Annotated in this window: 11 protein-coding genes, 6 tRNA genes and 3 rRNA genes; 2 read left to right on the forward strand and 18 right to left on the reverse strand. The window is 60.1% G+C overall.

Annotation, left to right across the window (positions count from 1 at the left end; all coding sequences use genetic code 11):
* Positions 1-106: 106 nt before the first annotated feature.
* The 18 genes from rpoC to CTP10_RS15935 all read right to left on the reverse strand — a co-directional run bounded on the left by rpoC (position 107) and on the right by CTP10_RS15935 (position 19,916).
* Entirely contained in the window at positions 107-4,354 is a 4,248-nt protein-coding gene (gene rpoC, locus CTP10_RS15850; RefSeq protein WP_116320355.1) for a DNA-directed RNA polymerase subunit beta', read from the reverse strand.
* A gap of 126 nt (positions 4,355-4,480) precedes the next feature.
* A complete protein-coding gene (gene rpoB / locus CTP10_RS15855; protein WP_116320356.1) occupies positions 4,481-8,587 on the reverse strand; it encodes a DNA-directed RNA polymerase subunit beta in 4,107 nt (1,368 codons plus the stop codon).
* A gap of 428 nt (positions 8,588-9,015) precedes the next feature.
* The gene (gene rplL / locus CTP10_RS15860) at positions 9,016-9,390 is read right to left on the reverse strand and encodes a 50S ribosomal protein L7/L12 (protein WP_010810464.1); all 375 of its coding nucleotides are present in this window, start codon (positions 9,388-9,390) and stop codon (positions 9,016-9,018) included.
* Between the two features lie 69 nt (positions 9,391-9,459).
* Positions 9,460-9,981, reverse strand: coding sequence for a 50S ribosomal protein L10 (gene rplJ / locus CTP10_RS15865; protein ID WP_022536870.1), 522 nt, complete (start codon positions 9,979-9,981; stop codon positions 9,460-9,462).
* Positions 9,982-10,390: 409 nt separating this feature from the next.
* On the reverse strand, positions 10,391-11,086 hold the full coding sequence (gene rplA / locus CTP10_RS15870) for a 50S ribosomal protein L1 (RefSeq protein WP_042882511.1): 696 nt from the start codon (positions 11,084-11,086) through the stop codon (positions 10,391-10,393).
* Positions 11,087-11,518 (reverse strand): 50S ribosomal protein L11, encoded by a 432-nt coding sequence (gene rplK / locus CTP10_RS15875; protein WP_010810467.1) that lies wholly within the window; start codon positions 11,516-11,518, stop codon positions 11,087-11,089. It lies immediately after the preceding gene.
* A gap of 162 nt (positions 11,519-11,680) precedes the next feature.
* Positions 11,681-12,262: a transcription termination/antitermination protein NusG gene (nusG, locus tag CTP10_RS15880; RefSeq protein ID WP_010810468.1), complete on the reverse strand. Its 582-nt coding sequence runs from the start codon at positions 12,260-12,262 to the stop codon at positions 11,681-11,683.
* A gap of 10 nt (positions 12,263-12,272) precedes the next feature.
* A complete protein-coding gene (secE, locus tag CTP10_RS15885) occupies positions 12,273-12,653 on the reverse strand; it encodes a preprotein translocase subunit SecE (RefSeq protein ID WP_029049797.1) in 381 nt (126 codons plus the stop codon).
* A gap of 59 nt (positions 12,654-12,712) precedes the next feature.
* Positions 12,713-12,788: transfer RNA gene (locus CTP10_RS15890), tRNA-Trp, on the reverse strand.
* A gap of 84 nt (positions 12,789-12,872) precedes the next feature.
* On the reverse strand, positions 12,873-14,063 hold the full coding sequence (gene tuf, locus CTP10_RS15895; RefSeq protein ID WP_116320353.1) for an elongation factor Tu: 1,191 nt from the start codon (positions 14,061-14,063) through the stop codon (positions 12,873-12,875).
* A gap of 46 nt (positions 14,064-14,109) precedes the next feature.
* Positions 14,110-14,184 (reverse strand) — tRNA-Thr (locus tag CTP10_RS15900).
* Between the two features lie 40 nt (positions 14,185-14,224).
* A tRNA-Gly gene (locus CTP10_RS15905) sits at positions 14,225-14,298 on the reverse strand.
* Positions 14,299-14,349: 51 nt separating this feature from the next.
* Positions 14,350-14,435, reverse strand: a tRNA-Tyr gene (locus CTP10_RS15910).
* A 292-nt stretch (positions 14,436-14,727) separates the two neighbouring features.
* Positions 14,728-14,841: ribosomal RNA gene (gene rrf, locus CTP10_RS15915) — 5S ribosomal RNA — on the reverse strand.
* 127 nt (positions 14,842-14,968) lie between these two features.
* Positions 14,969-17,849 (reverse strand): 23S ribosomal RNA (locus CTP10_RS15920).
* 306 nt (positions 17,850-18,155) lie between these two features.
* Positions 18,156-18,231 (reverse strand) — tRNA-Ala (locus CTP10_RS15925).
* Between the two features lie 12 nt (positions 18,232-18,243).
* Positions 18,244-18,320: transfer RNA gene (locus tag CTP10_RS15930), tRNA-Ile, on the reverse strand.
* Between the two features lie 62 nt (positions 18,321-18,382).
* Positions 18,383-19,916 (reverse strand): 16S ribosomal RNA (locus CTP10_RS15935).
* The 16S, 23S and 5S rRNA genes sit together here with 5 tRNA genes alongside, the layout of an rRNA operon.
* Positions 19,917-20,549: 633 nt before the next feature.
* Between CTP10_RS15935 and CTP10_RS15940 the strand changes: the two genes are divergently transcribed.
* Both CTP10_RS15940 and CTP10_RS15945 read left to right on the forward strand, forming a co-directional pair.
* Positions 20,550-20,936, forward strand: coding sequence for a DUF488 domain-containing protein (locus tag CTP10_RS15940; protein WP_116320124.1), 387 nt, complete (start codon positions 20,550-20,552; stop codon positions 20,934-20,936).
* Between the two features lie 57 nt (positions 20,937-20,993).
* A complete protein-coding gene (locus CTP10_RS15945) occupies positions 20,994-22,238 on the forward strand; it encodes a nucleoside recognition domain-containing protein (protein WP_116319908.1) in 1,245 nt (414 codons plus the stop codon).
* Positions 22,239-22,502: the final 264 nt, after the last annotated feature.

The raw sequence follows: 22,502 nt of genomic DNA on the forward strand, positions 1-22,502 counted from the left end.
TCCGACGTTTCTCACGAAAGGTCACGTCACGCGCGGGCATAAAAAAAGCCCGGCTGATTCAGCCGGGCTTTTGGCCGCCTTGCGGCGGGCAATCACTACTGCAAGATCAGGCGTTGTCGCCTTCACCCTCAGTCGTCGCCTGCACCACCGGCGTCGGCTCGATGAAGAGCGACTGCTCTTCTTCGGCGATCGCCTGGGCGCGTTCGCGCTCGGAGGCCTCGCGCGCCTTGCGGGCACGGTGGTAGGCCAGGCCGGTACCGGCCGGGATCAGACGGCCGACGATCACGTTTTCCTTCAGACCACGCAGGTCGTCGGTCTTGCCCATGATCGCGGCTTCGGTCAGCACGCGCGTGGTTTCCTGGAACGATGCCGCCGAGATGAAGCTGTCGGTCGACAGCGACGCCTTGGTAATACCCAGCAGCAGGTTCTCGTAGGTTGCCGGACGCTTGCCTTCGGCGATCACGCGGTCGTTCTCGTCGAGCAGTTCCGAGCGCTCCACCTGTTCACCCGGGATGAACTTGGTGTCGCCCACGTCGGCGATCTGAACGCGGCGCAGCATCTGGCGAACGATCACCTCGATGTGCTTGTCGTTGATCTTCACGCCCTGCAGACGGTACACGTCCTGCACTTCGTCCACGATGTAGTGCGCCAGCTCTTCGATGCCCTTCAGGCGCAGGATGTCGTGCGGGTCCGCCGGACCTTCCACGATCATTTCGCCCTTGTTCACCACCTGGCCGTCGTGCACCAGCACCTGCTTTTCCTTCGCGATCAGGAACTCGTGGGCATTGCCGTCCAGGTCGGTGATGACCAGGCGCTGCTTGCCCTTGGTGTCCTTGCCGAACGAGGTCGTGCCGGTGACTTCCGCCAGCACGGCGGCGTCCTTCGGCGAACGCGCTTCGAACAGTTCGGCCACTCGCGGCAGACCACCGGTAATGTCGCGGGTCTTCTGCGATTCGGTCGGGATACGCGCGAGCACTTCACCCACATGCACCTGCTGGCCGTCCTTCACGGTAATCAGCGCGCCAACCTGGAAGCCGATGGTCACGGAGTGATCCGTGCCCGGGATCTTCACTTCCTGGCCGTTGGCGTCGAGCAGCTTCACCTGCGGGCGGATGCCCTTGGTTGCAGCCGTGCGGCGCTTGGCGTCGATCACCACCAGGGTCGACAGGCCCGTCACTTCGTCCATCTGCTTGGCGACGGTCACGCCTTCTTCGACGTTCTCGAACTTGGTCGTACCGGTGTATTCCGAAACGATCGGTCGAGTCAGCGCGTCCCACGTGGCCAGCTGCGTGCCAGCCTTGATGGCCTGGCCGTCCTGCACCAGCAGCGTGGCGCCGTACGGGATCTTGTGGCGCTCGCGCTCACGGCCGTGGTCGTCGGTGATCAGCGCTTCGCCCGAACGCGAGATGACGATCAGTTCGCCCTTCGCATTGGTGACGTAACGCATGGTCGCCGTAAAACGCACGGTACCGGTTGCCTTGGCTTCCACGCTCGATGCCACTGCCGCACGCGATGCCGCACCACCGATGTGGAACGTACGCATGGTCAGCTGCGTGCCCGGCTCACCGATCGACTGGGCGGCAATCACGCCAACCGCTTCGCCGGAGTTCACCAACACGCCGCGGCCCAGGTCGCGGCCATAGCACTTGCCGCACAGGCCATAGCGCGTGTCGCACGACAGCGGGGTGCGGACCTTGACTTCGTCCACGCCGATGTTGTCGATCAGTTCGACCAGGTCTTCGTCCAGCAGCGTGCCGGTTTCGATCGCGGTTTCCTGGGTTTCAGGGTTCACCACGTCGGCCACGGTCACACGGCCGAGAATACGGTCGCGCAGGGCTTCGATCACTTCACCGCCTTCGACCAGGGCCTTCATGGCCACGCCGTTGGAGGTGCCGCAATCGTCTTCCACCACGACCAGATCCTGCGTCACGTCGACCAGACGACGGGTCAGGTAACCCGAGTTCGCGGTCTTCAGTGCCGTATCGGCCAGGCCCTTACGAGCGCCGTGGGTCGAGATGAAGTACTGCAGAACGTTCAGGCCTTCACGGAAGTTCGCCGTAATCGGCGTTTCAATGATCGAGCCATCCGGCTTGGCCATCAGGCCACGCATACCGGCCAGCTGGCGGATCTGCGCTGCGGAACCCCGTGCGCCCGAGTCGGCCATCATGTAGATGGAGTTGAACGACTCTTGCTTCACGGTCTTGCCTTCGCGGTCGACCACGTCTTCGTGCTGGAGCTGCTCCATCATCGCCTTGCCCACCTGGTCGCCGGCGGCGCCCCAGATGTCCACGACGTTGTTGTAGCGTTCCTGGTCGGTCACCAGACCCGACATGTACTGCTTGTCGTATTCCTTCACCTTGGCCGAGGCCTCGGCGATGATCTTCTCCTTGGCGGGCGGCACCAGCATGTCGTCGATGGCGATCGAGATACCGGCGCGGGTTGCCAGGCGGAAGCCCGACTGCAGCAGCTTGTCGGCGAAGATCACGGTCTCGCGCAGGCCGCACTTGCGGAACGCGGTGTTGATCAGGCGCGAGATTTCCTTCTTCTTGAGCGGCTTGTTCAGCACCGAGAACGGCAGGCCCTTCGGCAGGATCTCGGACAGGATCGCGCGGCCGACCGTGGTGGCCTGCAGCGTGACCTTGGGTGCGAAACGGGCGTCGCCTTCGGCGTCCTTGTCGACCAGCTCATACTCGGTGATACGCACGTTCACGCGGGAAGCCAGCTCGACTTCCTTGTTCTCGTAGGCGCGGATCACTTCGCTGATGTCGGCGAAGGTCATGCCCTCGCCGCGGCCGTTGATCTTGTCGCGGGTCGTGTAGTACAGACCCAGCACCACGTCTTGCGACGGGACGATCGACGGGTCGCCGTTGGCCGGGAACAGCACGTTGTTGGAGGCCAGCATCAGGGTGCGGGCTTCCATCTGCGCTTCCAGCGACAGCGGGACGTGGACAGCCATCTGGTCACCGTCGAAGTCGGCGTTGAACGCCGCGCAGACCAGCGGGTGCAGCTGGATGGCCTTGCCTTCGATCAGCACCGGCTCGAACGCCTGGATGCCCAGGCGGTGCAGCGTCGGCGCACGGTTCAGCATCACCGGGTGCTCGCGGATCACCTCTTCGAGGATGTCCCACACCACCGGGGTCTGGCTTTCGACTTCCTTCTTCGCCGCCTTGATGGTGGTGGCGATGCCCATCGTTTCCAGCTTGTGGAAGATGAAAGGCTTGAACAGCTCGAGCGCCATCAGCTTGGGCAGGCCGCACTGGTGCAGCTTGAGCGTCGGGCCCACCACGATGACCGAACGGCCCGAGTAGTCGACGCGCTTGCCCAGCAGGTTCTGACGGAAACGACCGCCCTTGCCCTTGATCATTTCGGCCAGGGACTTCAGCGGGCGCTTGTTGGCGCCGGTCATCGCCTTGCCGCGGCGGCCGTTGTCCAGCAGCGAGTCAACCGCTTCCTGCAGCATGCGCTTTTCGTTGCGCACGATGATCTCAGGCGCCTTCAGCTCCAGCAGGCGCTTCAGGCGGTTGTTACGGTTGATGACGCGGCGATACAGGTCGTTCAGGTCCGAGGTCGCGAAGCGGCCGCCGTCCAGCGGCACCAGCGGACGCAGCTCGGGCGGCAGCACCGGCAGCACTTCGAGGATCATCCACTCGGGCTTGATGCCCGAACGCTGGAAGGCCTCGAGCACCTTCAGGCGCTTGGCGAACTTCTTGATCTTGGCTTCGGAGCCGGTGGCCTGCAGCTCGGCGCGGATCTGTTCGATCTGCTTCTCTATGTCGATGCCGCGCAGCAGTTCACGGATGCCCTCTGCACCCATCATGGCGACGAACTCGCCCTCGCCGTACTCGTCGCACTTCGCCAGGTAGTCGTCTTCCGACATGATCTGGCTCTTCTTGAGCGGGGTCATGCCAGGCTCGAGCACCACGAATGCCTCGAAGTACAGCACGCGCTCGATGTCGCGCAGCGTCATGTCCAGGACCATGCCCAGACGCGACGGCAGCGACTTCAGGAACCAGATGTGCGCGGTCGGCGCGGCCAGTTCGATGTGGCCCATGCGCTCGCGGCGCACCTTGGCCAGCGTCACTTCAACGCCGCACTTCTCGCAGATCACGCCGCGGTGCTTCAGGCGCTTGTACTTGCCGCACAGGCACTCGTAGTCCTTGATCGGGCCAAAGATCTTGGCACAGAACAGGCCGTCGCGTTCCGGCTTGAACGTACGGTAGTTGATCGTTTCCGGCTTCTTGACTTCGCCGTACGACCACGAACGGATCTTCTCGGGCGAGGCCAGGCCGATCTTGATCGCGTCGAACTGCTCTTCCTGCTGTACCTGCTTAAAGAGATCGAGCAATGCTTTCATTGCAACTCCTTGTTTCGCCATCGGCCCGGAGTCTGTCCGGGTCGATGGCATTCATCCTGTGGGAAATCCTTCGCTGCTTTGTGTCGACAGGGAACCGGCCGCAACCGGCTCCCTTCATCTGCCCGATCAGTAGCGATCGAGGTCGATGTCGATACCCAGCGAGCGGATTTCCTTCACCAGCACGTTGAACGATTCCGGCATGCCGGCGTCGATCGAGTGCTCGCCCTTGACGATGTTCTCGTACACCTTGGTACGGCCGTTCACGTCATCGGACTTGACCGTCAGCATTTCCTGCAGCACGTACGACGCGCCGTAGGCTTCCAGTGCCCACACTTCCATCTCACCGAAACGCTGGCCACCGAACTGGGCCTTACCGCCCAGCGGCTGCTGCGTCACCAGCGAGTACGGGCCGGTGGAACGGGCGTGCATCTTGTCATCCACCAGGTGGTGCAGCTTCAGCATGTGCATCACACCCAGCGTGACCGGACGCTCGAACGCTTCGCCGGTGCGGCCGTCGAACAGCGTGACCTGTTGCTTGGACGCGGTCAGGCCCTTCTCCTTCGCGATCCCTTCCGGATAGGCGAGGTCCAGCATGCGGCGGATTTCGTCCTCATGCGCACCATCGAACACCGGCGTCGCGAACGGCACGCCCTTCTTCAGGTTGTCGGCCAGTTCCAGGACTTCCGAATCCGACAGGCTGTCCAGGTCTTCGACCTTGCCGCTCTCGTTGTAGATCTGCGTGAGCAGGTTGCGCACTTCGGCTGCCTTGGCTTGCGCCTTCAGCATGTTGCCGATGCGCTCGCCCAGACCGCGCGCGGCCCAGCCCAGGTGCGTCTCGAGAATCTGACCCACGTTCATCCGCGAAGGCACGCCCAGCGGATTCAGCACGATGTCAGCCGGCGTACCGTCGGCCATGTAGGGCATGTCTTCGATCGGGGTGATCTTCGACACCACACCCTTGTTACCGTGACGGCCTGCCATCTTGTCGCCAGGCTGCAGGCGGCGCTTCACGGCCAGGTACACCTTGACCATCTTGATCACGCCCGGCGGCAGTTCGTCGCCCTGCGTGAGCTTCTTGCGCTTCTCTTCGAAGGCCAGGTCGAACTCGTGGCGCTTCTGCTCGATGGCTTCCTTGACGGCTTCCAGCTGGGCAGCCAGTTCCTCGTCGGCCGGGCGGATGTCGAACCAGTGGTACTTGTCGACGTCGGCCAGGTATTCCTTGGTGATCTTGGCACCCTTGGCCAGCTTCTTCGGACCGCCGTTGACGGTCTTGTCGATCAGCAGGCGCTCCAGACGCTGGAAGGCATCGCCTTCCACGATACGCAGCTGGTCGTTCAGGTCCAGGCGGTAGCGCTTCAGTTCGTCGTCAATGATCGACTGGGCACGCTTGTCGCGGGTCACGCCTTCGCGGGTGAAGACCTGGACGTCGATCACGATGCCGCTCATGCCCGAGGGCACGCGCAGCGAGGTGTCCTTCACGTCCGAAGCCTTCTCGCCGAAGATCGCGCGCAGCAGCTTCTCTTCCGGGGTCAGCTGGGTCTCGCCCTTCGGCGTGACCTTGCCCACCAGCACGTCGCCAGCTTCCACTTCAGCGCCGATGTAGGTGATGCCCGACTCGTCCAGGCGAGCCAGCTGAGCCTCGGCCAGGTTCGAGATATCGCGCGTGATTTCCTCAGGTCCCAGCTTGGTGTCGCGGGCAACGACCGACAGTTCCTCGATGTGGATCGAGGTATAGCGGTCTTCGGCCACCACACGCTCCGAGATCAGGATCGAATCCTCGAAGTTGTAGCCGTTCCACGGCATGAACGCCACCAGCATGTTCTGGCCCAATGCCAGTTCACCCAGGTCGGTCGAGGCGCCGTCGGCGATCACATCGTTGCGGGCAACGATATCGCCAACCTTGACCATCGGACGCTGGTTGATGTTGGTGTTCTGGTTCGAACGCGTGTACTTGATCAGGTTGTAGATGTCCACGCCGACTTCACCGGCCACGGCTTCGTCGTCGTTCACACGGATCACGATACGCATTGCATCGACGTAGTCGACCACGCCGCCACGCATCGCCTGCACGGCGGTACCCGAGTCGACCGCAACGGTGCGCTCGATGCCGGTACCGACCAGCGGCTTGTCCGGACGCAGGCAAGGCACGGCCTGACGCTGCATGTTCGCGCCCATCAGTGCACGGTTCGCGTCATCGTGTTCCAGGAACGGCACCAGCGAGGCAGCGGCCGACACGATCTGCGACGGCGCCACGTCGATGTACTGCACGCGGTCCGGCGTCACCATACGGGTTTCACGCTCGGAGCCTTCACGCGCCGACACCAGTTCGTCGGTCAGGTTGCCGCCAGCGTCGACGGTCGCGTTGGCCTGCGCCACCACGTACTTGCCTTCCTCGATCGCGGACAGGTAGTCGACCTGGTCGGTCAGCTTGCTGTTCTCGACCTTGCGGTACGGGGTTTCCAGGAAGCCGTACTCGTTCAGGCGTGCATACAGTGCCAGCGAGTTGATCAGACCAATGTTCGGACCTTCCGGCGTTTCGATCGGGCACACGCGGCCGTAGTGGGTCGGGTGCACGTCGCGGACTTCAAAGCCGGCGCGCTCGCGGGTCAGACCGCCCGGGCCCAGTGCGGAGACACGGCGCTTGTGCGTGATCTCGGACAGCGGGTTGGTCTGGTCCATGAACTGCGACAGCTGCGACGAACCGAAAAACTCGCGGATCGCCGACGAGATCGGCTTCGAGTTGATCAGGTCGTGCGGCATCAGGTTCTCGGTCTCGGCCTGGCCCAGACGTTCCTTGACGGCACGCTCCACGCGCGACAGGCCGGCGCGGAACTGGTTTTCGGCCAGTTCGCCGACGCAACGCACGCGACGGTTGCCCAGGTGATCGATGTCATCGACCTCGCCCTTGCCGTTGCGCAGGTTGACCAGGATCTTGATGGTCTCGAGGATGTCCTCGTCCTGCAGCACCATGGCGCCTTCACCGCTGGGGCGGCCCAGGCGGCTGTTGACCTTCATGCGGCCAACGCGCGACAGGTCGTACGACTCTTCGCTGTAGAACAGGCGCTGGAACAGCGCTTCCACGGCTTCTTCGGTCGGCGGCTCGCCCGGGCGCATCATGCGGTAGATCGCGATACGCGCAGCGGTCTGGTCGGCGGTCTCGTCCACGCGCAGGGTCTGCGACATGTACGGGCCCTGGTCCAGGTCGTTGGTGTACAGGGTCTGGATCTGCTTGACGCCGGCTTCGCGCAGGTTTTCCAGCAGCGTTTCGGTCAGTTCGTCGTTGGCGTTGGCAATCACCTCGCCGGTATCCGGGTCGATGATGTTCTTGGCCAGCACGCGGCCCAGCAGGTAGTCTTCCGGCACGCTGATCAGCTTGGTGCCGGCCGAGTCCAGGTCGCGGATGTGCTTGGCGTTGATCCGCTTGTCCTTCTCGACCACCACGCGGCCGTTCTTGTCGGCGATGTCGAAGCGCGCGACTTCACCGCGCAGGCGCTCGGGCACGAACTCCAGCTGCGCGCCTTCCGACTGCAGCGTGAAGTTGTCGAACACGAAGAAGTGCGCGAGGATCTGTTCCGGGGTCAGGCCGATCGACTTCAGCAGGATCGTCACCGGCATCTTGCGGCGGCGGTCGACGCGGAAGTACAGGATGTCCTTCGGGTCGAATTCGAAGTCCAGCCACGAACCGCGGTAGGGGATGATACGAGCCGAGAACAGCAGCTTGCCCGAGCTGTGGGTCTTGCCCTTGTCGTGCTCGAAGAACACGCCCGGCGAGCGGTGCAGCTGCGAGACGATGACACGCTCGGTGCCGTTGATCACGAACGAACCGGTGGAAGTCATCAGCGGGATTTCGCCCATGTAGACTTCCTGCTCCTTCACTTCCTTGACCTTGCCCGGGTTCTCGCGATCGTTGATGATCAGGCGAACCTTGGCGCGCAGGGCCGAGTGGAAGGTCAGGCCACGCTGTTGACATTCCTTGACGTCGAACGGCGGGTTGGACAGGTGATACGAGACGAACTCCATACGGGCAAGCCCGTTATGCGAGGAGATCGGGAAGATTGCGTTGAAAGCGGCCTGGAGGCCTTCGGTCTTGCGACGCGCGGTCGGCGTTTCCGCTTGCAAGAACTGGGTGTAGGATTCAATCTGAGTGGCAAGCAGGAATGGAACCTGATGTACCGTAGCGCGCTTCGCAAAGCTTTTGCGAATGCGCTTCTTTTCGGTGAAGCTGTACGCCATGGGATCTCCGAATCATCGCAGGACGGCTGGACCTGGCCGCGCCTGAGGTGTTCAGCGACTGGGAGGGGATTTGGCGGTTGGCCGCTACCAACCTCTGGCTGACGGTGTCCGCACGCTGCGGGCGGTGTGGTCGTCGCATCAGCGCAACGCCTGCACTCGCCCGGGGGACACCCGACCAAACTTGTCTTCTGCAGTCGGTTCAGAAGACAAACATCAGCAGCAACTAGTTAGTGTGCCACTGATGTTTGGCCTCTGCTGAGATGCCGGCAAATCAAGTGCCGCCGGGACTCGCAAAGATCACTTCTTGCAGCTTTGCCGCTGTGCGGAGTGGTGACTAAAACACAATCGCACAAGCGCAAAAAGGCTGGCGCCGGGAATTTCCCTTTGCCAGCCCCATTCGCGTGCCACGAGGGCACGCGAGCACAGCCTTACTTGACGTCGACCTTTGCGCCAGCGTCTTCCAGCTTCTTCTTGGCTTCGGCAGCAGCGGCCTTGTCCACGCCTTCCTTGACGGGCTTCGGTGCGCCATCGACCAGGTCCTTGGCTTCCTTCAGGCCCAGACCGGTGATTTCGCGAACAGCCTTAATCACGCCGACCTTGTTGGCGCCGACTTCGGCCAGGATCACGTTGAATTCGGTCTGCTCTTCGGCAGCAGCAGCGCCGCCAGCGCCCGGAGCGGCAGCCACGGCCATGGCAGCGGCCGACACGCCAAACTTCTCTTCGAACGCCTTAACCAGGTCGTTCAGTTCCATCACGGACATCGCGCCAACGGCTTCCAGGATGTCGTCTTTGGTGATTGCCATTTGAAATACTCCTACTAGATTTGATTCGGTATCGGTAATGCGATCTTTCGATGCGCGGCCTGGATTGCCTTAGGCGCCGGCGGCTTCCGCTTCCGCGGGAGCACCTTCTGCGTTCTTGGCAGCCAGTGCAGCCAGCAGACGGGCGAAGCCCGACACCGGTGCCTGCATCACGCCCAGCAGCTGAGCAATCAGTTCGTCGCGGCTCGGGATCGAGGCCAGCGCCTTCACGGCGGCAGCGTCGAGAACCTTGCCGTCATACGACCCGGCGCGCAGGACCAGCTTGTCGTTGGTCTTGGCGAAGTCGTTCAGAACCTTGGCCGACGACACTGCATCTTCGGAAATACCGTAGATCAGCGGACCGGTCATCTGCTCTGCGAGGCCTGCAAACGGCGTACCTTCGACGGCACGGCGAGCCAGCGTGTTCTTCAGAACACGCAGGTACACGCCTTGCTGGCGAGCGGCAGCACGCAGCTTGGTCAGATCGCCAACCGCAATGCCGCGATATTCGGCCACGACGATGGTCTGGGCCTTGGCGACTTGCGCCGAGACCTCAGCAACGACGGCCTTCTTATCTTCAATATTGAGTGGCACGGTTAAGCTCCAAAATGACGCTGTTTCTCCGGCAATACCGGAGCCTTCACGTCAGCACAAACGAACGGCGTCCGATTGGCCCGAATCGACCGGGGCAGTGCCCGGCTTCTTCAATCCCTTCGGGTGCGCCATCTGCGCTGGCTGGCCGGAACACGTCGCTCAGGCTGGGAAGCCTTCCCGCACGTTCCGACCGATTAAGCCCTTTCCGCATCACTGCCGCGGACAAGGACACCAGCGGTCTTTGATAACCAGCAGTGCCCGCCGATGCTTTCGCACCCGGCCGGACACCACTGCCCAAAGCCTTGCTCCATCCCTTGCGGTCCGGAGACGACCCCCGCCATTGGCCAGGGCCTTCAATTCTTCTTGCCAACCGGAGTTATCGGGTTCCGGTCAGCAATTTGCCGTCAGCTCAGGCAGCCAGCGTAGCCTGGTCGACACGCACGCCAACACCCATGGTCGACGAGACAGCCACCTTGCGCAGGTACACGCCCTTGCTGGTAGCCGGCTTGGCCTTGACCAGCGCGTCCAGCAGCGCGGCGAGGTTGCTCTTCAGCGCGGTGTCTTCGAACGAACGACGGCCGATGGTGGCGTGGATGATACCGGCCTTGTCGACACGGAACTGGACCTGACCGGCCTTGGCGTTCTTCACGGCCTGGGCCACGTCGGGGGTCACGGTGCCAACCTTCGGGTTCGGCATCAGGCCACGCGGGCCCAGGATCTGGCCCAGCGTACCGACGATACGCATAGTGTCCGGCGAAGCGATCACGACGTCGAAGTTCAGGTTGCCGGCCTTGACTTGCTCAGCCAGGTCTTCCATGCCGACGATGTCAGCACCGGCGGCCTTGGCGGCTTCGGCCTTCTCGCCCTGGGCGAACACAGCCACGCGCACCGACTTGCCGGTACCGGCGGGCAGCACCACGGAACCACGAACCACCTGATCCGACTTCTTGGCGTCGATGCCCAGTTGCACGGCCACGTCGATCGATTCGTCGAACTTCGCCGAGGCGCAGCCCTTCACCAGGCCCAGGGCCTCGTCGATCGGGTAGAACTTGGTACGCTCGATCTTCGCCTTGTTGGCGGCGACGCGCTTGGAAACCTTAGCCATTTACAGACCCTCCACGGTGATGCCCATCGAACGAGCCGAGCCGGCGATGGTACGCACGGCGGCGTCCAGGTCGGCGGCGGTCAGGTCAGCGTTCTTGGCCTTGGCGATTTCTTCAGCTTGCGCGCGGGTGATCTTGCCAACCTTGTCGGTGTGGGGCTTCGGCGAACCCTTGGTGATGCCGGCTGCCTTCTTGATCAGCACGGTCGCCGGCGGCGACTTCATCACGAAGGTGAAGCTCTTGTCGGCGAAGGCGGTAATCACCACCGGCACCGGCAGACCAGGCTCCATGCCTTGGGTCTGGGCGTTGAACGCCTTGCAGAACTCCATGATGTTCAGACCACGCTGGCCCAGTGCGGGACCAACGGGCGGGGAGGGATTTGCCTTACCAGCCGGAATCTGCAGCTTGATAAAGCCAATGATCTTCTTGGCCATTTCTACTCCAATCCGGATCGCCCCACAGAGGGGTTGCGATCCTGTTGAGTCGTAACGCGCTGTCGCCGCACCGATGGCACGGCCTCACGCTCCTCTTTGGCTACGCCGTGAGGCGCTGCCCTTGCCAGTTGCCGCCCTTTCGGCCGCCAACCGGCAAATTCCTTAAACCTTCTCGACCTGGCCGAACTCGAGTTCGACCGGCGTAGCGCGCCCGAAGATCGTGACCGAGACGCGCAGGCGCGATTTCTCGTAGTTCACTTCTTCCACGTTGCCGTTGAAGTCGGTGAACGGGCCGTCCTTGACGCGCACCATTTCGCCTACTTCGAACAGCGTCTTGGGACGCGGCTTCTCGACCCCTTCCTGCATCTGGGTCATGATCTTGTCGACTTCGCGCTGCGAAATCGGGCTCGGGCGATTGCGGGCGCCGCCCACAAAACCGGTGACCTTGCTGGTGTTCTTCACCAGATGCCAGGTCTCGTCGGTCATTTCCATTTCCACCAGCACATAACCGGGGAAGAAACGGCGTTCGGTCACCGACTTGTGGCCACCCTTGATTTCCACGACTTCTTCGGAGGGCACCAGGATGCGGCCAAACTTGTCCTGCATCTCGGCGCGCTCGATGCGCTCCTGCAGCGCGCGCTGCACGCTCTTCTCCATGCCGGAGTAGGCATGCACGACATACCAGCGCTTCTTCGATGAAGGCGATTCCGGCGCGGTGGTTTCCTGCTGGGCGTTATCCGTCATGTGCTACCTCTTATTTCCAGCCCAGTACGAGCGAAAACACGATCCACTCGATGAGCTTGTCCGCCGACCACAGGAACAGTGCCATGATGACGACAAAGACGAAGACCAGCCCCGTCATCTGCCCGGATTCCTTGCGCGTCGGCCAGACGACCTTGCGAACTTCTCGATACGATTCTTTGGCGAACCCAATGAAGTCCTTGCCTGGTGCCGACACCAGTGCAACGACGACACCCAGTGCAATACCGCCGAACAGCGCAGCGCCACGTACATAAGACGGTTGCTGTGCAAGTGCATAGAAACCGATGACGCCGGCAACCACCAGCAGCACCGCGACGCCGAGCATCCACTTGCCGCTGTTGGCGTTCACGGTTTCAACATTGGGATTGGCCATGTTTCGCAAACGAGACTAAGCCGCGTCACGATTGTTCTTCGCGACGCGGCTGATTGATTTGGCAGGGGCAGAGGGAATCGAACCCCCAACCTTCGGTTTTGGAGACCGACGCTCTGCCAGTTGAGCTATACCCCTAGAACTACTGAGGGCTGACGCTTGCGCCACCCCTTTTCTGGCAACGAACGCGGCCGGTTGTTGCCGCGTTCGCAATCGAACAGCTTAGTCGAGGATCTTTGCCACGACGCCGGCGCCGACGGTACGGCCGCCTTCACGGATAGCGAAGCGCAGGCCTTCTTCCATGGCGATCGGGGCGATCAGCTTGACGGTGATCGACACGTTGTCACCCGGCATCACCATTTCCTTGTCCGCCGGCAGCTCGATCGAGCCGGTCACGTCGGTGGTACGGAAGTAGAACTGCGGGCGGTAGTTGTTGAAGAACGGGGTGTGACGGCCGCCTTCGTCCTTCGACAGGATGTACACCTCGCCGGTGAAGTGGGTGTGCGGCTTGATCGAACCCGGCTTGCACAGCACCTGGCCGCGCTCGACGTCTTCACGCTTGGTGCCGCGCAGCAGCAGACCGACGTTGTCGCCAGCCTGGCCCTGGTCCAGCAGCTTGCGGAACATTTCCACGCCGGTGCAGGTGGTCTTCACGGTCGGGCGAATACCGACGATTTCGATTTCTTCGCCAACCTTCACCACGCCGCGCTCGATACGGCCGGTCACCACGGTGCCGCGACCCGAGATCGAGAACACGTCTTCCACCGGCATCAGGAAGGTACCGTCAACGGCACGCTCCGGCGTCGGGATGTAGCTGTCCAGCGCTTCGGCCAGGTTCATGATGGCCACTTCGCCCAGCTCGCCCTTGTCGCCTTCCAGCGCCAGCTTGGCCGAACCCTTGATGATCGGGGTGTCGTCGCCGGGGAATTCGTACTTCGACAGCAGCTCGCGAACTTCCATCTCGACCAGCTCGAGCAGTTCAGCGTCGTCCACCATGTCGCACTTGTTCAGGAACACGATGATGTACGGCACGCCAACCTGACGGGCCAGCAGGATGTGCTCGCGCGTTTGCGGCATCGGGCCGTCAGCGGCCGAGCACACCAGGATCGCGCCGTCCATCTGGGCGGCACCCGTGATCATGTTCTTCACGTAGTCGGCGTGGCCCGGGCAGTCAACGTGCGCGTAGTGGCGGTTGGCCGTCTCGTACTCGACGTGGGCGGTATTGATGGTAATACCGCGTGCCTTTTCTTCCGGCGCTGCGTCGATTTCGTCGTACTTCTTGGCGGCACCGCCGAACTTGGCAGCCAGCACCGTGGCGATCGCTGCGGTCAGCGTGGTCTTGCCATGGTCAACGTGACCAATCGTACCAACGTTCACGTGCGGCTTGGTCCGCTCGAACTTTTCCTTTGCCATTGCGCGACTCCTGTCTCGGTAGCGATGTTGCCAGTGCGGTGGTGTTTGGTGCCCATGGGCAGGATCGAACTGCCGACCTCTCCCTTACCAAGGGAGTGCTCTACCACTGAGCCACATGGGCGAAACTAGACGTACTACTTTATGACAGCAACCGCGCGACTTGGAGCGGGTGAAGGGAATCGAACCCTCGTCGTAAGCTTGGAAGGCTTCTGCTCTACCATTGAGCTACACCCGCCCGGTTCTTTCCTGCTTCTTCACCGGCACTGCCGGCTGCTGTCTTGCATTCTGGTGGAGAGGGCTGGATTCGAACCAGCGTAGGCGTAAGCCAACAGATTTACAGTCTGCCCCCTTTAGCCACTCGGGCACCTCTCCGCAGAGAACTATCGATTATGGGGCTGTTCACCTCGCCTGTCAAGCACTTTCCGTTGCGGATGCTGTACCTGATCAGACTAGGGAAGGCGTTCCAGCGTGGCGCTTGATGCCGCCTGACCGCTCCCACAAGCGCAGATTAGATTTCTACGTTCTCACCCTATAGGGGCTTCGCAGGACGGCTCCTGGAGGCTCTGAAGGAGCCTGGCAGAGTTGCATGGCGGCACGCGAGGGGCGACCGGAAAAGCAAAAACCCCTCGCAGCACACGCTGTCGAGGGGTTTTGCACAATAAGAGCCTGGCGATGACCTACTTTCACACGGGTAGTCCGCACTATCATCGGCGCGGAGCTGTTTCACGGTCCTGTTCGGGATGGGAAGGGGTGGTTCCAGCTCGCTATGGTCACCAGGCATAAGGGGTTGCAGCGCTGAGGTTGAGGTCAACGCTGCGAATCGGGATGTAGTCTTGGGTTGTGCGTATTGTGCCAACCGAGGGCACAGACACGATCACACACACCAGGTGAAACACACTGGTTATAGGATCAAGCCTTACGGGCAATTAGTACTGGTTAGCTTAACGCATTACTGCGCTTCCACACCCAGCCTATCAACGTCCTGGTCTCGAACGACCCTTCAAGGAGGTCAAGCCTCCAGGGAATCCTCATCTTCAGGCGAGTTTCCCGCTTAGATGCTTTCAGCGGTTATCTCTTCCGTACATAGCTACCCTGCGATGCCTCTGGCGAGACAACAGGTACACCAGCGGTACGTCCACTCCGGTCCTCTCGTACTAGGAGCAGCCCCCGTCAAGATTCCAACGCCCACGGCAGATAGGGACCAAACTGTCTCACGACGTTTTAAACCCAGCTCACGTACCTCTTTAAATGGCGAACAGCCATACCCTTGGGACCGGCTACAGCCCCAGGATGAGATGAGCCGACATCGAGGTGCCAAACACCGCCGTCGATATGAACTCTTGGGCGGTATCAGCCTGTTATCCCCAGAGTACCTTTTATCCGTTGAGCGATGGCCCTTCCATTCAGAACCACCGGATCACTATGTCCTGCTTTCGCACCTGCTCGACTTGTCGGTCTCGCAGTTAAGCACGCTTTTGCCATTGCACTTTAGGTACGATGTCCGACCGTACCAAGCGTACCTTCGAACTCCTCCGTTACACTTTGGGAGGAGACCGCCCCAGTCAAACTGCCTACCATGCACTGTCCCCGACCCGGATTCACGGGCCAAGGTTAGAACCTCAAACAAACCAGGGTGGTATTTCAAGGACGGCTCCACGTGAACTAGCGTCCACGCTTCAAAGCCTCCCACCTATCCTACACAGATCGGTTCAAAGTCCAATGCAAAGCTACAGTAAAGGTTCATGGGGTCTTTCCGTCTAGCCGCGGGGAGATTGCATCATCACAAACACTTCAACTTCGCTGAGTCTCGGGAGGAGACAGTGTGGCCATCGTTACGCCATTCGTGCAGGTCGGAACTTACCCGACAAGGAATTTCGCTACCTTAGGACCGTTATAGTTACGGCCGCCGTTTACCGGGACTTCAATCAAGAGCTTGCACCCCATCATTTAATCTTCCGGCACCGGGCAGGCGTCACACCCTATACGTCCACTTTCGTGTTTGCAGAGTGCTGTGTTTTTATTAAACAGTCGCAGCCACCATTTTATTGCAACCCCTTCACCCTTCTGGCGCAGGCCAGTCAAGCTACCAGGGCGTACCTTATCCCGAAGTTACGGTACCAATTTGCCGAGTTCCTTCTCCCGAGTTCTCTCAAGCGCCTTAGAATACTCATCTCGCCCACCTGTGTCGGTTTGCGGTACGGTCTCGTATGACTGAAGCTTAGAGGCTTTTCTTGGAACCACTTCCAATTGCTTCGCAGCACTAGGCCGCTCGCCCCACATCCTTGAATTCCGCGCCCGGATTTGCCTAAGCGCCTTCTCCAATGCAGGGACCGGGACTTCCAACACCCGGACAACCTTCCGCGATCCGTCCCCCCATCGCATCATACGACGGTGCAGGAATATTAACCTGCTTCCCATCAGCTACGCATCTCTGCCTCGCCTTAGGGGCCGACTCACCCTACGCCGATGAACGTTGCGTAGGAAACCTTGGGCTTACGGCGAGGGGGCCTTTCACCCCCTTTATCGCTACTCATGTCAGCATTCGCACTTCTGATACCTCCAGCATCCTTTACAAGACACCTTCACAGGCTTACAGAACGCTCTCCTACCACGCACATTGCTGTGCGTCCGCAGCTTCGGTGACTGGCTTAGCCCCGTTACATCTTCCGCGCAGGACGACTCGATCAGTGAGCTATTACGCTTTCTTTAAAGGGTGGCTGCTTCTAAGCCAACCTCCTGACTGTTTTAGCCTTCCCACTTCGTTTCCCACTTAGCCAATCTTGGGGACCTTAGCTGGCGGTCTGGGTTGTTTCCCTCTTGACACCGGACGTTAGCACCCGATGTCTGTCTCCCGTGATTGCACTCTTCGGTATTCGGAGTTTGCTATGGCGGGGTAATCAGCAATAGACCCCCCAACCATGACAGTGCTCTACCCCCGAAGGTGACACACGAGGCACTACCTAAATAGTTTTCGGAGAGAACCAGCTATTTCCAGATTTGTTTAGCCTTTCACCCCTATCCACAGCTCATCCCCTAACTTTTCAACGTTAGTGGGTTCGGTCCTCCAGTACGTGTTACCGCACCTTCAACCTGGCCATGGATAGATCATCTGGTTTCGGGTCTACACCCAGCGACTCAACGCCCTGTTCGGACTCGCTTTCGCTACGCCTTCCCTAATCGGTTAAGCTTGCCACTGAATGTAAGTCGCTGACCCATTATACAAAAGGTACGCCGTCACCCGTTGCCAGGCTCCGACTGTTTGTATGCATGCGGTTTCAGGATCTATTTCACTCCCCTCCCGGGGTTCTTTTCGCCTTTCCCTCACGGTACTGGTTCACTATCGGTCGATCACGAGTATTTAGCCTTGGAGGATGGTCCCCCCATCTTCAGACAGGATTTCACGTGTCCCGCCCTACTTGTCGTACACCTAGTTCCACAACGCTGTTTTCGCATACAGGGCTATCACCTGCTACGGCCGGGCTTTCCATCCCGTTCTGCTAACAATGCTGCTAAAGAGTACAAGGCTGTTCCCATTTCGTTCGCCACTACTCTGGGAATCTCGGTTGATTTCTGTTCCTGCAGCTACTTAGATGTTTCAGTTCGCCGCGTTCGCTTCCCACACCTATGAATTCAGTGTGGGATGACCCATTCGGGCCGGGTTTCCCCATTCGGACATCTCCGGATCAAAGCTTGTTTGCCAGCTCCCCGAAGCTTTTCGCAGGCTACCGCGTCCTTCATCGCCTGTGATCGCCAAGGCATCCACCACATGCACTTGTTCGCTTGACCCTATAACAAGTGTGTCTCAAGCTTGCGCTCTATGACACCGCTCACTACAGGTTGAGTTCTCGCATTTGTGCCGTATTCCAAGTCATCTTTCGATCACTTAAATACATTTTGGTTGATACAATCACAACCCGGTATCGCGTTGGTACTGCAGCGTCTCATCAACGCTCGCGCGACACCTTTACTACATCCCATATTGTTAAAGAACAGCCGATCGTTCCGATCGCTTGGCAATGCCAAATGCAAACGCTCAATCCTAAGCGCTTGCATTTGACCACCAATCCAAGGTAACCAGGCCCATCGAAGCGATGGTGGAGGATGACGGGATCGAACCGACGACCCCCTGCTTGCAAAGCAGGTGCTCTCCCAGCTGAGCTAATCCCCCGCATGGATAACTTGGTGGGTCTGGTAGGACTTGAACCTACGACCCCCGCCTTATCAAGACGGTGCTCTAACCACCTGAGCTACAGACCCTTGGCTGTAACAGCAAACAAACCGATAAGTGTGAACGCTAGGCTTGAGACACAAGCCTCTAGAAAGGAGGTGATCCAGCCGCACCTTCCGATACGGCTACCTTGTTACGACTTCACCCCAGTCATGAACCCTGCCGTGGTAATCGCCCTCCTTGCGGTTAGGCTAACTACTTCTGGCAAAACCCACTCCCATGGTGTGACGGGCGGTGTGTACAAGACCCGGGAACGTATTCACCGCGGCATGCTGATCCGCGATTACTAGCGATTCCAGCTTCACGTAGTCGAGTTGCAGACTACGATCCGGACTACGATGCGTTTTCTGGGATTAGCTCCCCCTCGCGGGTTGGCAACCCTCTGTACGCACCATTGTATGACGTGTGAAGCCCTACCCATAAGGGCCATGAGGACTTGACGTCATCCCCACCTTCCTCCGGTTTGTCACCGGCAGTCTCTCTAGAGTGCTCTTGCGTAGCAACTAGAGACAAGGGTTGCGCTCGTTGCGGGACTTAACCCAACATCTCACGACACGAGCTGACGACAGCCATGCAGCACCTGTGTCCACTTTCCCTTTCGGGCACCTGATGCATCTCTGCTTCGTTAGTGGCATGTCAAGGGTAGGTAAGGTTTTTCGCGTTGCATCGAATTAATCCACATCATCCACCGCTTGTGCGGGTCCCCGTCAATTCCTTTGAGTTTTAATCTTGCGACCGTACTCCCCAGGCGGTCAACTTCACGCGTTAGCTACGTTACTGAAGAAATGAATCCCCAACAACTAGTTGACATCGTTTAGGGCGTGGACTACCAGGGTATCTAATCCTGTTTGCTCCCCACGCTTTCGTGCATGAGCGTCAGTGACGTCCCAGGGGGCTGCCTTCGCCATCGGTATTCCTCCACATCTCTACGCATTTCACTGCTACACGTGGAATTCTACCCCCCTCTGACATACTCTAGCCTGACAGTCACAAGCGCCATTCCCAAGTTAAGCTCGGGGATTTCACGCCTGTCTTATCAAACCGCCTGCGCACGCTTTACGCCCAGTAATTCCGATTAACGCTCGCACCCTACGTATTACCGCGGCTGCTGGCACGTAGTTAGCCGGTGCTTATTCTTCCGGTACCGTCATCGACCCCGGGTATTAACCAGAGCCATTTCTTTCCGGACAAAAGTGCTTTACAACCCGAAGGCCTTCTTCACACACGCGGCATTGCTGGATCAGGGTTGCCCCCATTGTCCAAAATTCCCCACTGCTGCCTCCCGTAGGAGTCTGGGCCGTGTCTCAGTCCCAGTGTGGCTGATCGTCCTCTCAGACCAGCTACTGATCGTCGCCTTGGTAGGCTCTTACCCCACCAACTAGCTAATCAGACATCGGCCGCTCCTGTCGCGCGAGGCCGTTACCGGTCCCCCGCTTTCACCCTCAGGTCGTATGCGGTATTAGCTAATCTTTCGACTAGTTATCCCCCACGACAGGGCACGTTCCGATGTATTACTCACCCGTTCGCCACTCGCCACCAGGCCGAAGCCCGTGCTGCCGTTCGACTTGCATGTGTAAGGCATGCCGCCAGCGTTCAATCTGAGCCAGGATCAAACTCTTCAGTTCAATCTCTGTGTGGAAGCCTCGCGGCTCCCTCGCTCTTTCGAGCGGTCGCTCACTCTCAGAAAACTGACTGACCAGATCCGAAGACCCAGTCACGTTTTGCTGTGCGAGCACTGTATAACTTGTGAAGCAGCACCGTCCGAAGACAGTGGCGTCCGCTACCCAGCGCCCACACTTATCGGTTGTTTGTTTGTTAAAGAACTTCGCTCACCGGCTTTGCCGTTCAGCGCGCTGCGTTGTCTGCAGCAGAGAAACGAGATTATGCAGAGCTTTCTTCGTTTCGTCAACCGTTTCAGCAAGCTTTTTTTGCTGCGGTCAGCGCTGCAAACTTCGCTGCGCCAACCTCCCGGTCGACCCCGCAACCCTTGCCAGTGCTGCCTTGCAGCGCCGCGTTGTGTTGCGAGGGGGCGAATATTAAGCGACGCCAACGGGCTTGGCAAGGGGTTTCGGGAAATAATTCGAATCGACCGTATAAGCGGTGAAAGCGGCGCTGCCAAGGGCGGCAGCCGATGCTGCCTCCTCCTATATATGGATGTCACAGAAAGGTGCAGATGTTTGTCATGCACGACCCGTTGATTCATGATCTGGGCTTCAGCCTCGCGCAGCCGCGCAGGCAAGCCGGACTGCGGGATCTCCATGACCATCCGAATCGTAAGACTGGGAACGCCACGCGCAAGCGACGAAGGCCTGCGTATCGGTACTGTGCGCCGGCCACCACGCGGCGTGCCAAAGTCCGAGTTCGCCAGCCGTGACTATTACGATGTCTGGTACCCCGCCCTGTCTCCTACCCCAGAGTTGGTCTCGCAGGCGCAGGGCGCTACGGACGACAAGGCATGGCGGGCATTCGTCCGGCATTTCCGCAAGGAAATGGCCGATCCGGAGCCAAGCCGCACGCTCGACCTGCTGGCTGCGCTTTCGCACCAGACCAATTTCTCACTCGGCTGCTATTGCGAAGAAGAGGCGCACTGCCACAGGTCGGTGCTGCGCGAACTGCTGGCCGAGCGCGGCGCCAAGATCGCCTGATCCGCCCTTGCCTGGCGGGAGACTTTCCCGCTTTGACCTTTTCGTTTGCGCAATCCGATGGCCCTGAACGTTGTCTGGCTCGGCTTTTTCCTGGTTTCCTTTGTCGCCGCATGCATCCGGCTCGCCAGTGGCGACCTGACCGTCTTCCCTGCCATGCTGGCGAGCCTGTTCGACAGTGCCCGCACGGCCTTCGAGATCGCGCTTGGGCTGGCGGGGGTGATGAGCTTGTGGCTTGGCATCATGCGCATCGGCGAACGCGCCGGGGTCGTCGATGCCTTTGCGCGGCTGGTGAATCCGTTGCTGCGGCATTTCTTTCCCGGCGTGCCGCAGGGCCATCCGGCGCAAGGCGCCATGATGATGAATGTGTCGGCTAACCTGCTCGGTCTGGATAACGCGGCGACGCCGCTTGGCCTGAATGCCATGCGCGAGCTGCAGACGCTGAACCGTCGCCCGGACGTGGCCACCGACGCGCAAATCATGTTCATCGTGCTGAATACAGCTGGGCTGACATTGATCCCGACTTCGGTCATCGCGATCCGTCAGGCGATTGCCGTCAAGCAAGGGCTGGTGGGCTTCAATGCGGCGGACATCTTCCTGCCGACGCTGCTGGCCACCGGTGGCTCGTGCCTTGCCGGTCTGCTGGCTGTCGCCTGGGTACAGCGGCTCAATCTGCTGCGGCCCGCCGTGCTGGTCGCATTCAGCATGGTTGCGGCGGCGCTCGCCGGCATGTTTGCCTGGCTGAAGCATGCGCCGCCCGAGCAAGTGGGCAGCGTGACAGCATTGGCCGGCGCAGGCTTTATCCTGTCGCTGATCACGCTGTTCCTGGTCTGCGGCGCACTGCGACGGGTCAACGTCTACGAAGCCTTTATCGATGGCGCCAAGGAAGGATTTGGCGTGGCGGTGCAGATCATTCCTTATCTGGTCGCCATCCTGGTCGCGATCGGATTGTTCCGGGCGACCGGCTGCATGGACGTGCTGATGGGCTGGCTGACGCTGGGATTTGCGCATCTCGGCATCAATACGGATTTCGTACCCGCCTTGCCGGTCGGCCTGATGAAGATCCTGTCAGGTGCCGGTGCGCGCGGGCTGATGGTCGATGTGATGACGACTTATGGGGTCGACTCATTCCAGGGACGCCTTGCCGCCATCATCCAGGGCTCGACCGAAACCACTTTCTATGTGTTGGCGGTCTACTTCGGCAGCATCAATGTGCGAAATACCCGGCACGCGCTTGGTTGCGCGCTGGTGGCAGATGCCGCGGGCATCTTTTGTGCCGTTGGCGCCGCATATCTGTTCCGCTAGAAGCTACGATTCGATCCTTGTTGTATGCACACAACATCATTGTGCGTATCACCAGACATTGACACATTGCACTTGGTGCGACGCAACAAACCATGTAATATGAAGTCTGTCTCCTCCACCACCTCGGTGGATTCCAACCCACGCACAACCTGCGTGGGTTTTTTTTGCCCTGAGCCCGGGCCACTGCAACAATCGTTGCGCAAGAAGCGCTGCGCCGGCTTGCTCGCTGTGCACCGCGCACCACTAGAGCCCGGTTGGCGCCCC

The organism is Cupriavidus sp. P-10 (assembly GCF_003402535.2).
Classification (GTDB): domain Bacteria; phylum Pseudomonadota; class Gammaproteobacteria; order Burkholderiales; family Burkholderiaceae; genus Cupriavidus.

Coding starts and splice junctions, on each gene's coding strand:
- rpoB (WP_116320356.1), bottom strand. CDS start 8,587: ATGGCGTACAGCTTCACCGAAAAGAAGCGCATTCGCAAAAGCTTTGCG.
- nusG (WP_010810468.1), bottom strand. CDS start 12,262: ATGACGGATAACGCCCAGCAGGAAACCACCGCGCCGGAATCGCCTTCA.
- rpoC (WP_116320355.1), bottom strand. CDS start 4,354: ATGAAAGCATTGCTCGATCTCTTTAAGCAGGTACAGCAGGAAGAGCAG.
- rplK (WP_010810467.1), bottom strand. CDS start 11,518: ATGGCCAAGAAGATCATTGGCTTTATCAAGCTGCAGATTCCGGCTGGT.
- tuf (WP_116320353.1), bottom strand. CDS start 14,063: ATGGCAAAGGAAAAGTTCGAGCGGACCAAGCCGCACGTGAACGTTGGT.
- secE (WP_029049797.1), bottom strand. CDS start 12,653: ATGGCCAATCCCAATGTTGAAACCGTGAACGCCAACAGCGGCAAGTGG.
- CTP10_RS15945 (WP_116319908.1), top strand. CDS start 20,994: ATGGCCCTGAACGTTGTCTGGCTCGGCTTTTTCCTGGTTTCCTTTGTC.
- rplL (WP_010810464.1), bottom strand. CDS start 9,390: ATGGCAATCACCAAAGACGACATCCTGGAAGCCGTTGGCGCGATGTCC.
- rplA (WP_042882511.1), bottom strand. CDS start 11,086: ATGGCTAAGGTTTCCAAGCGCGTCGCCGCCAACAAGGCGAAGATCGAG.
- CTP10_RS15940 (WP_116320124.1), top strand. CDS start 20,550: ATGACCATCCGAATCGTAAGACTGGGAACGCCACGCGCAAGCGACGAA.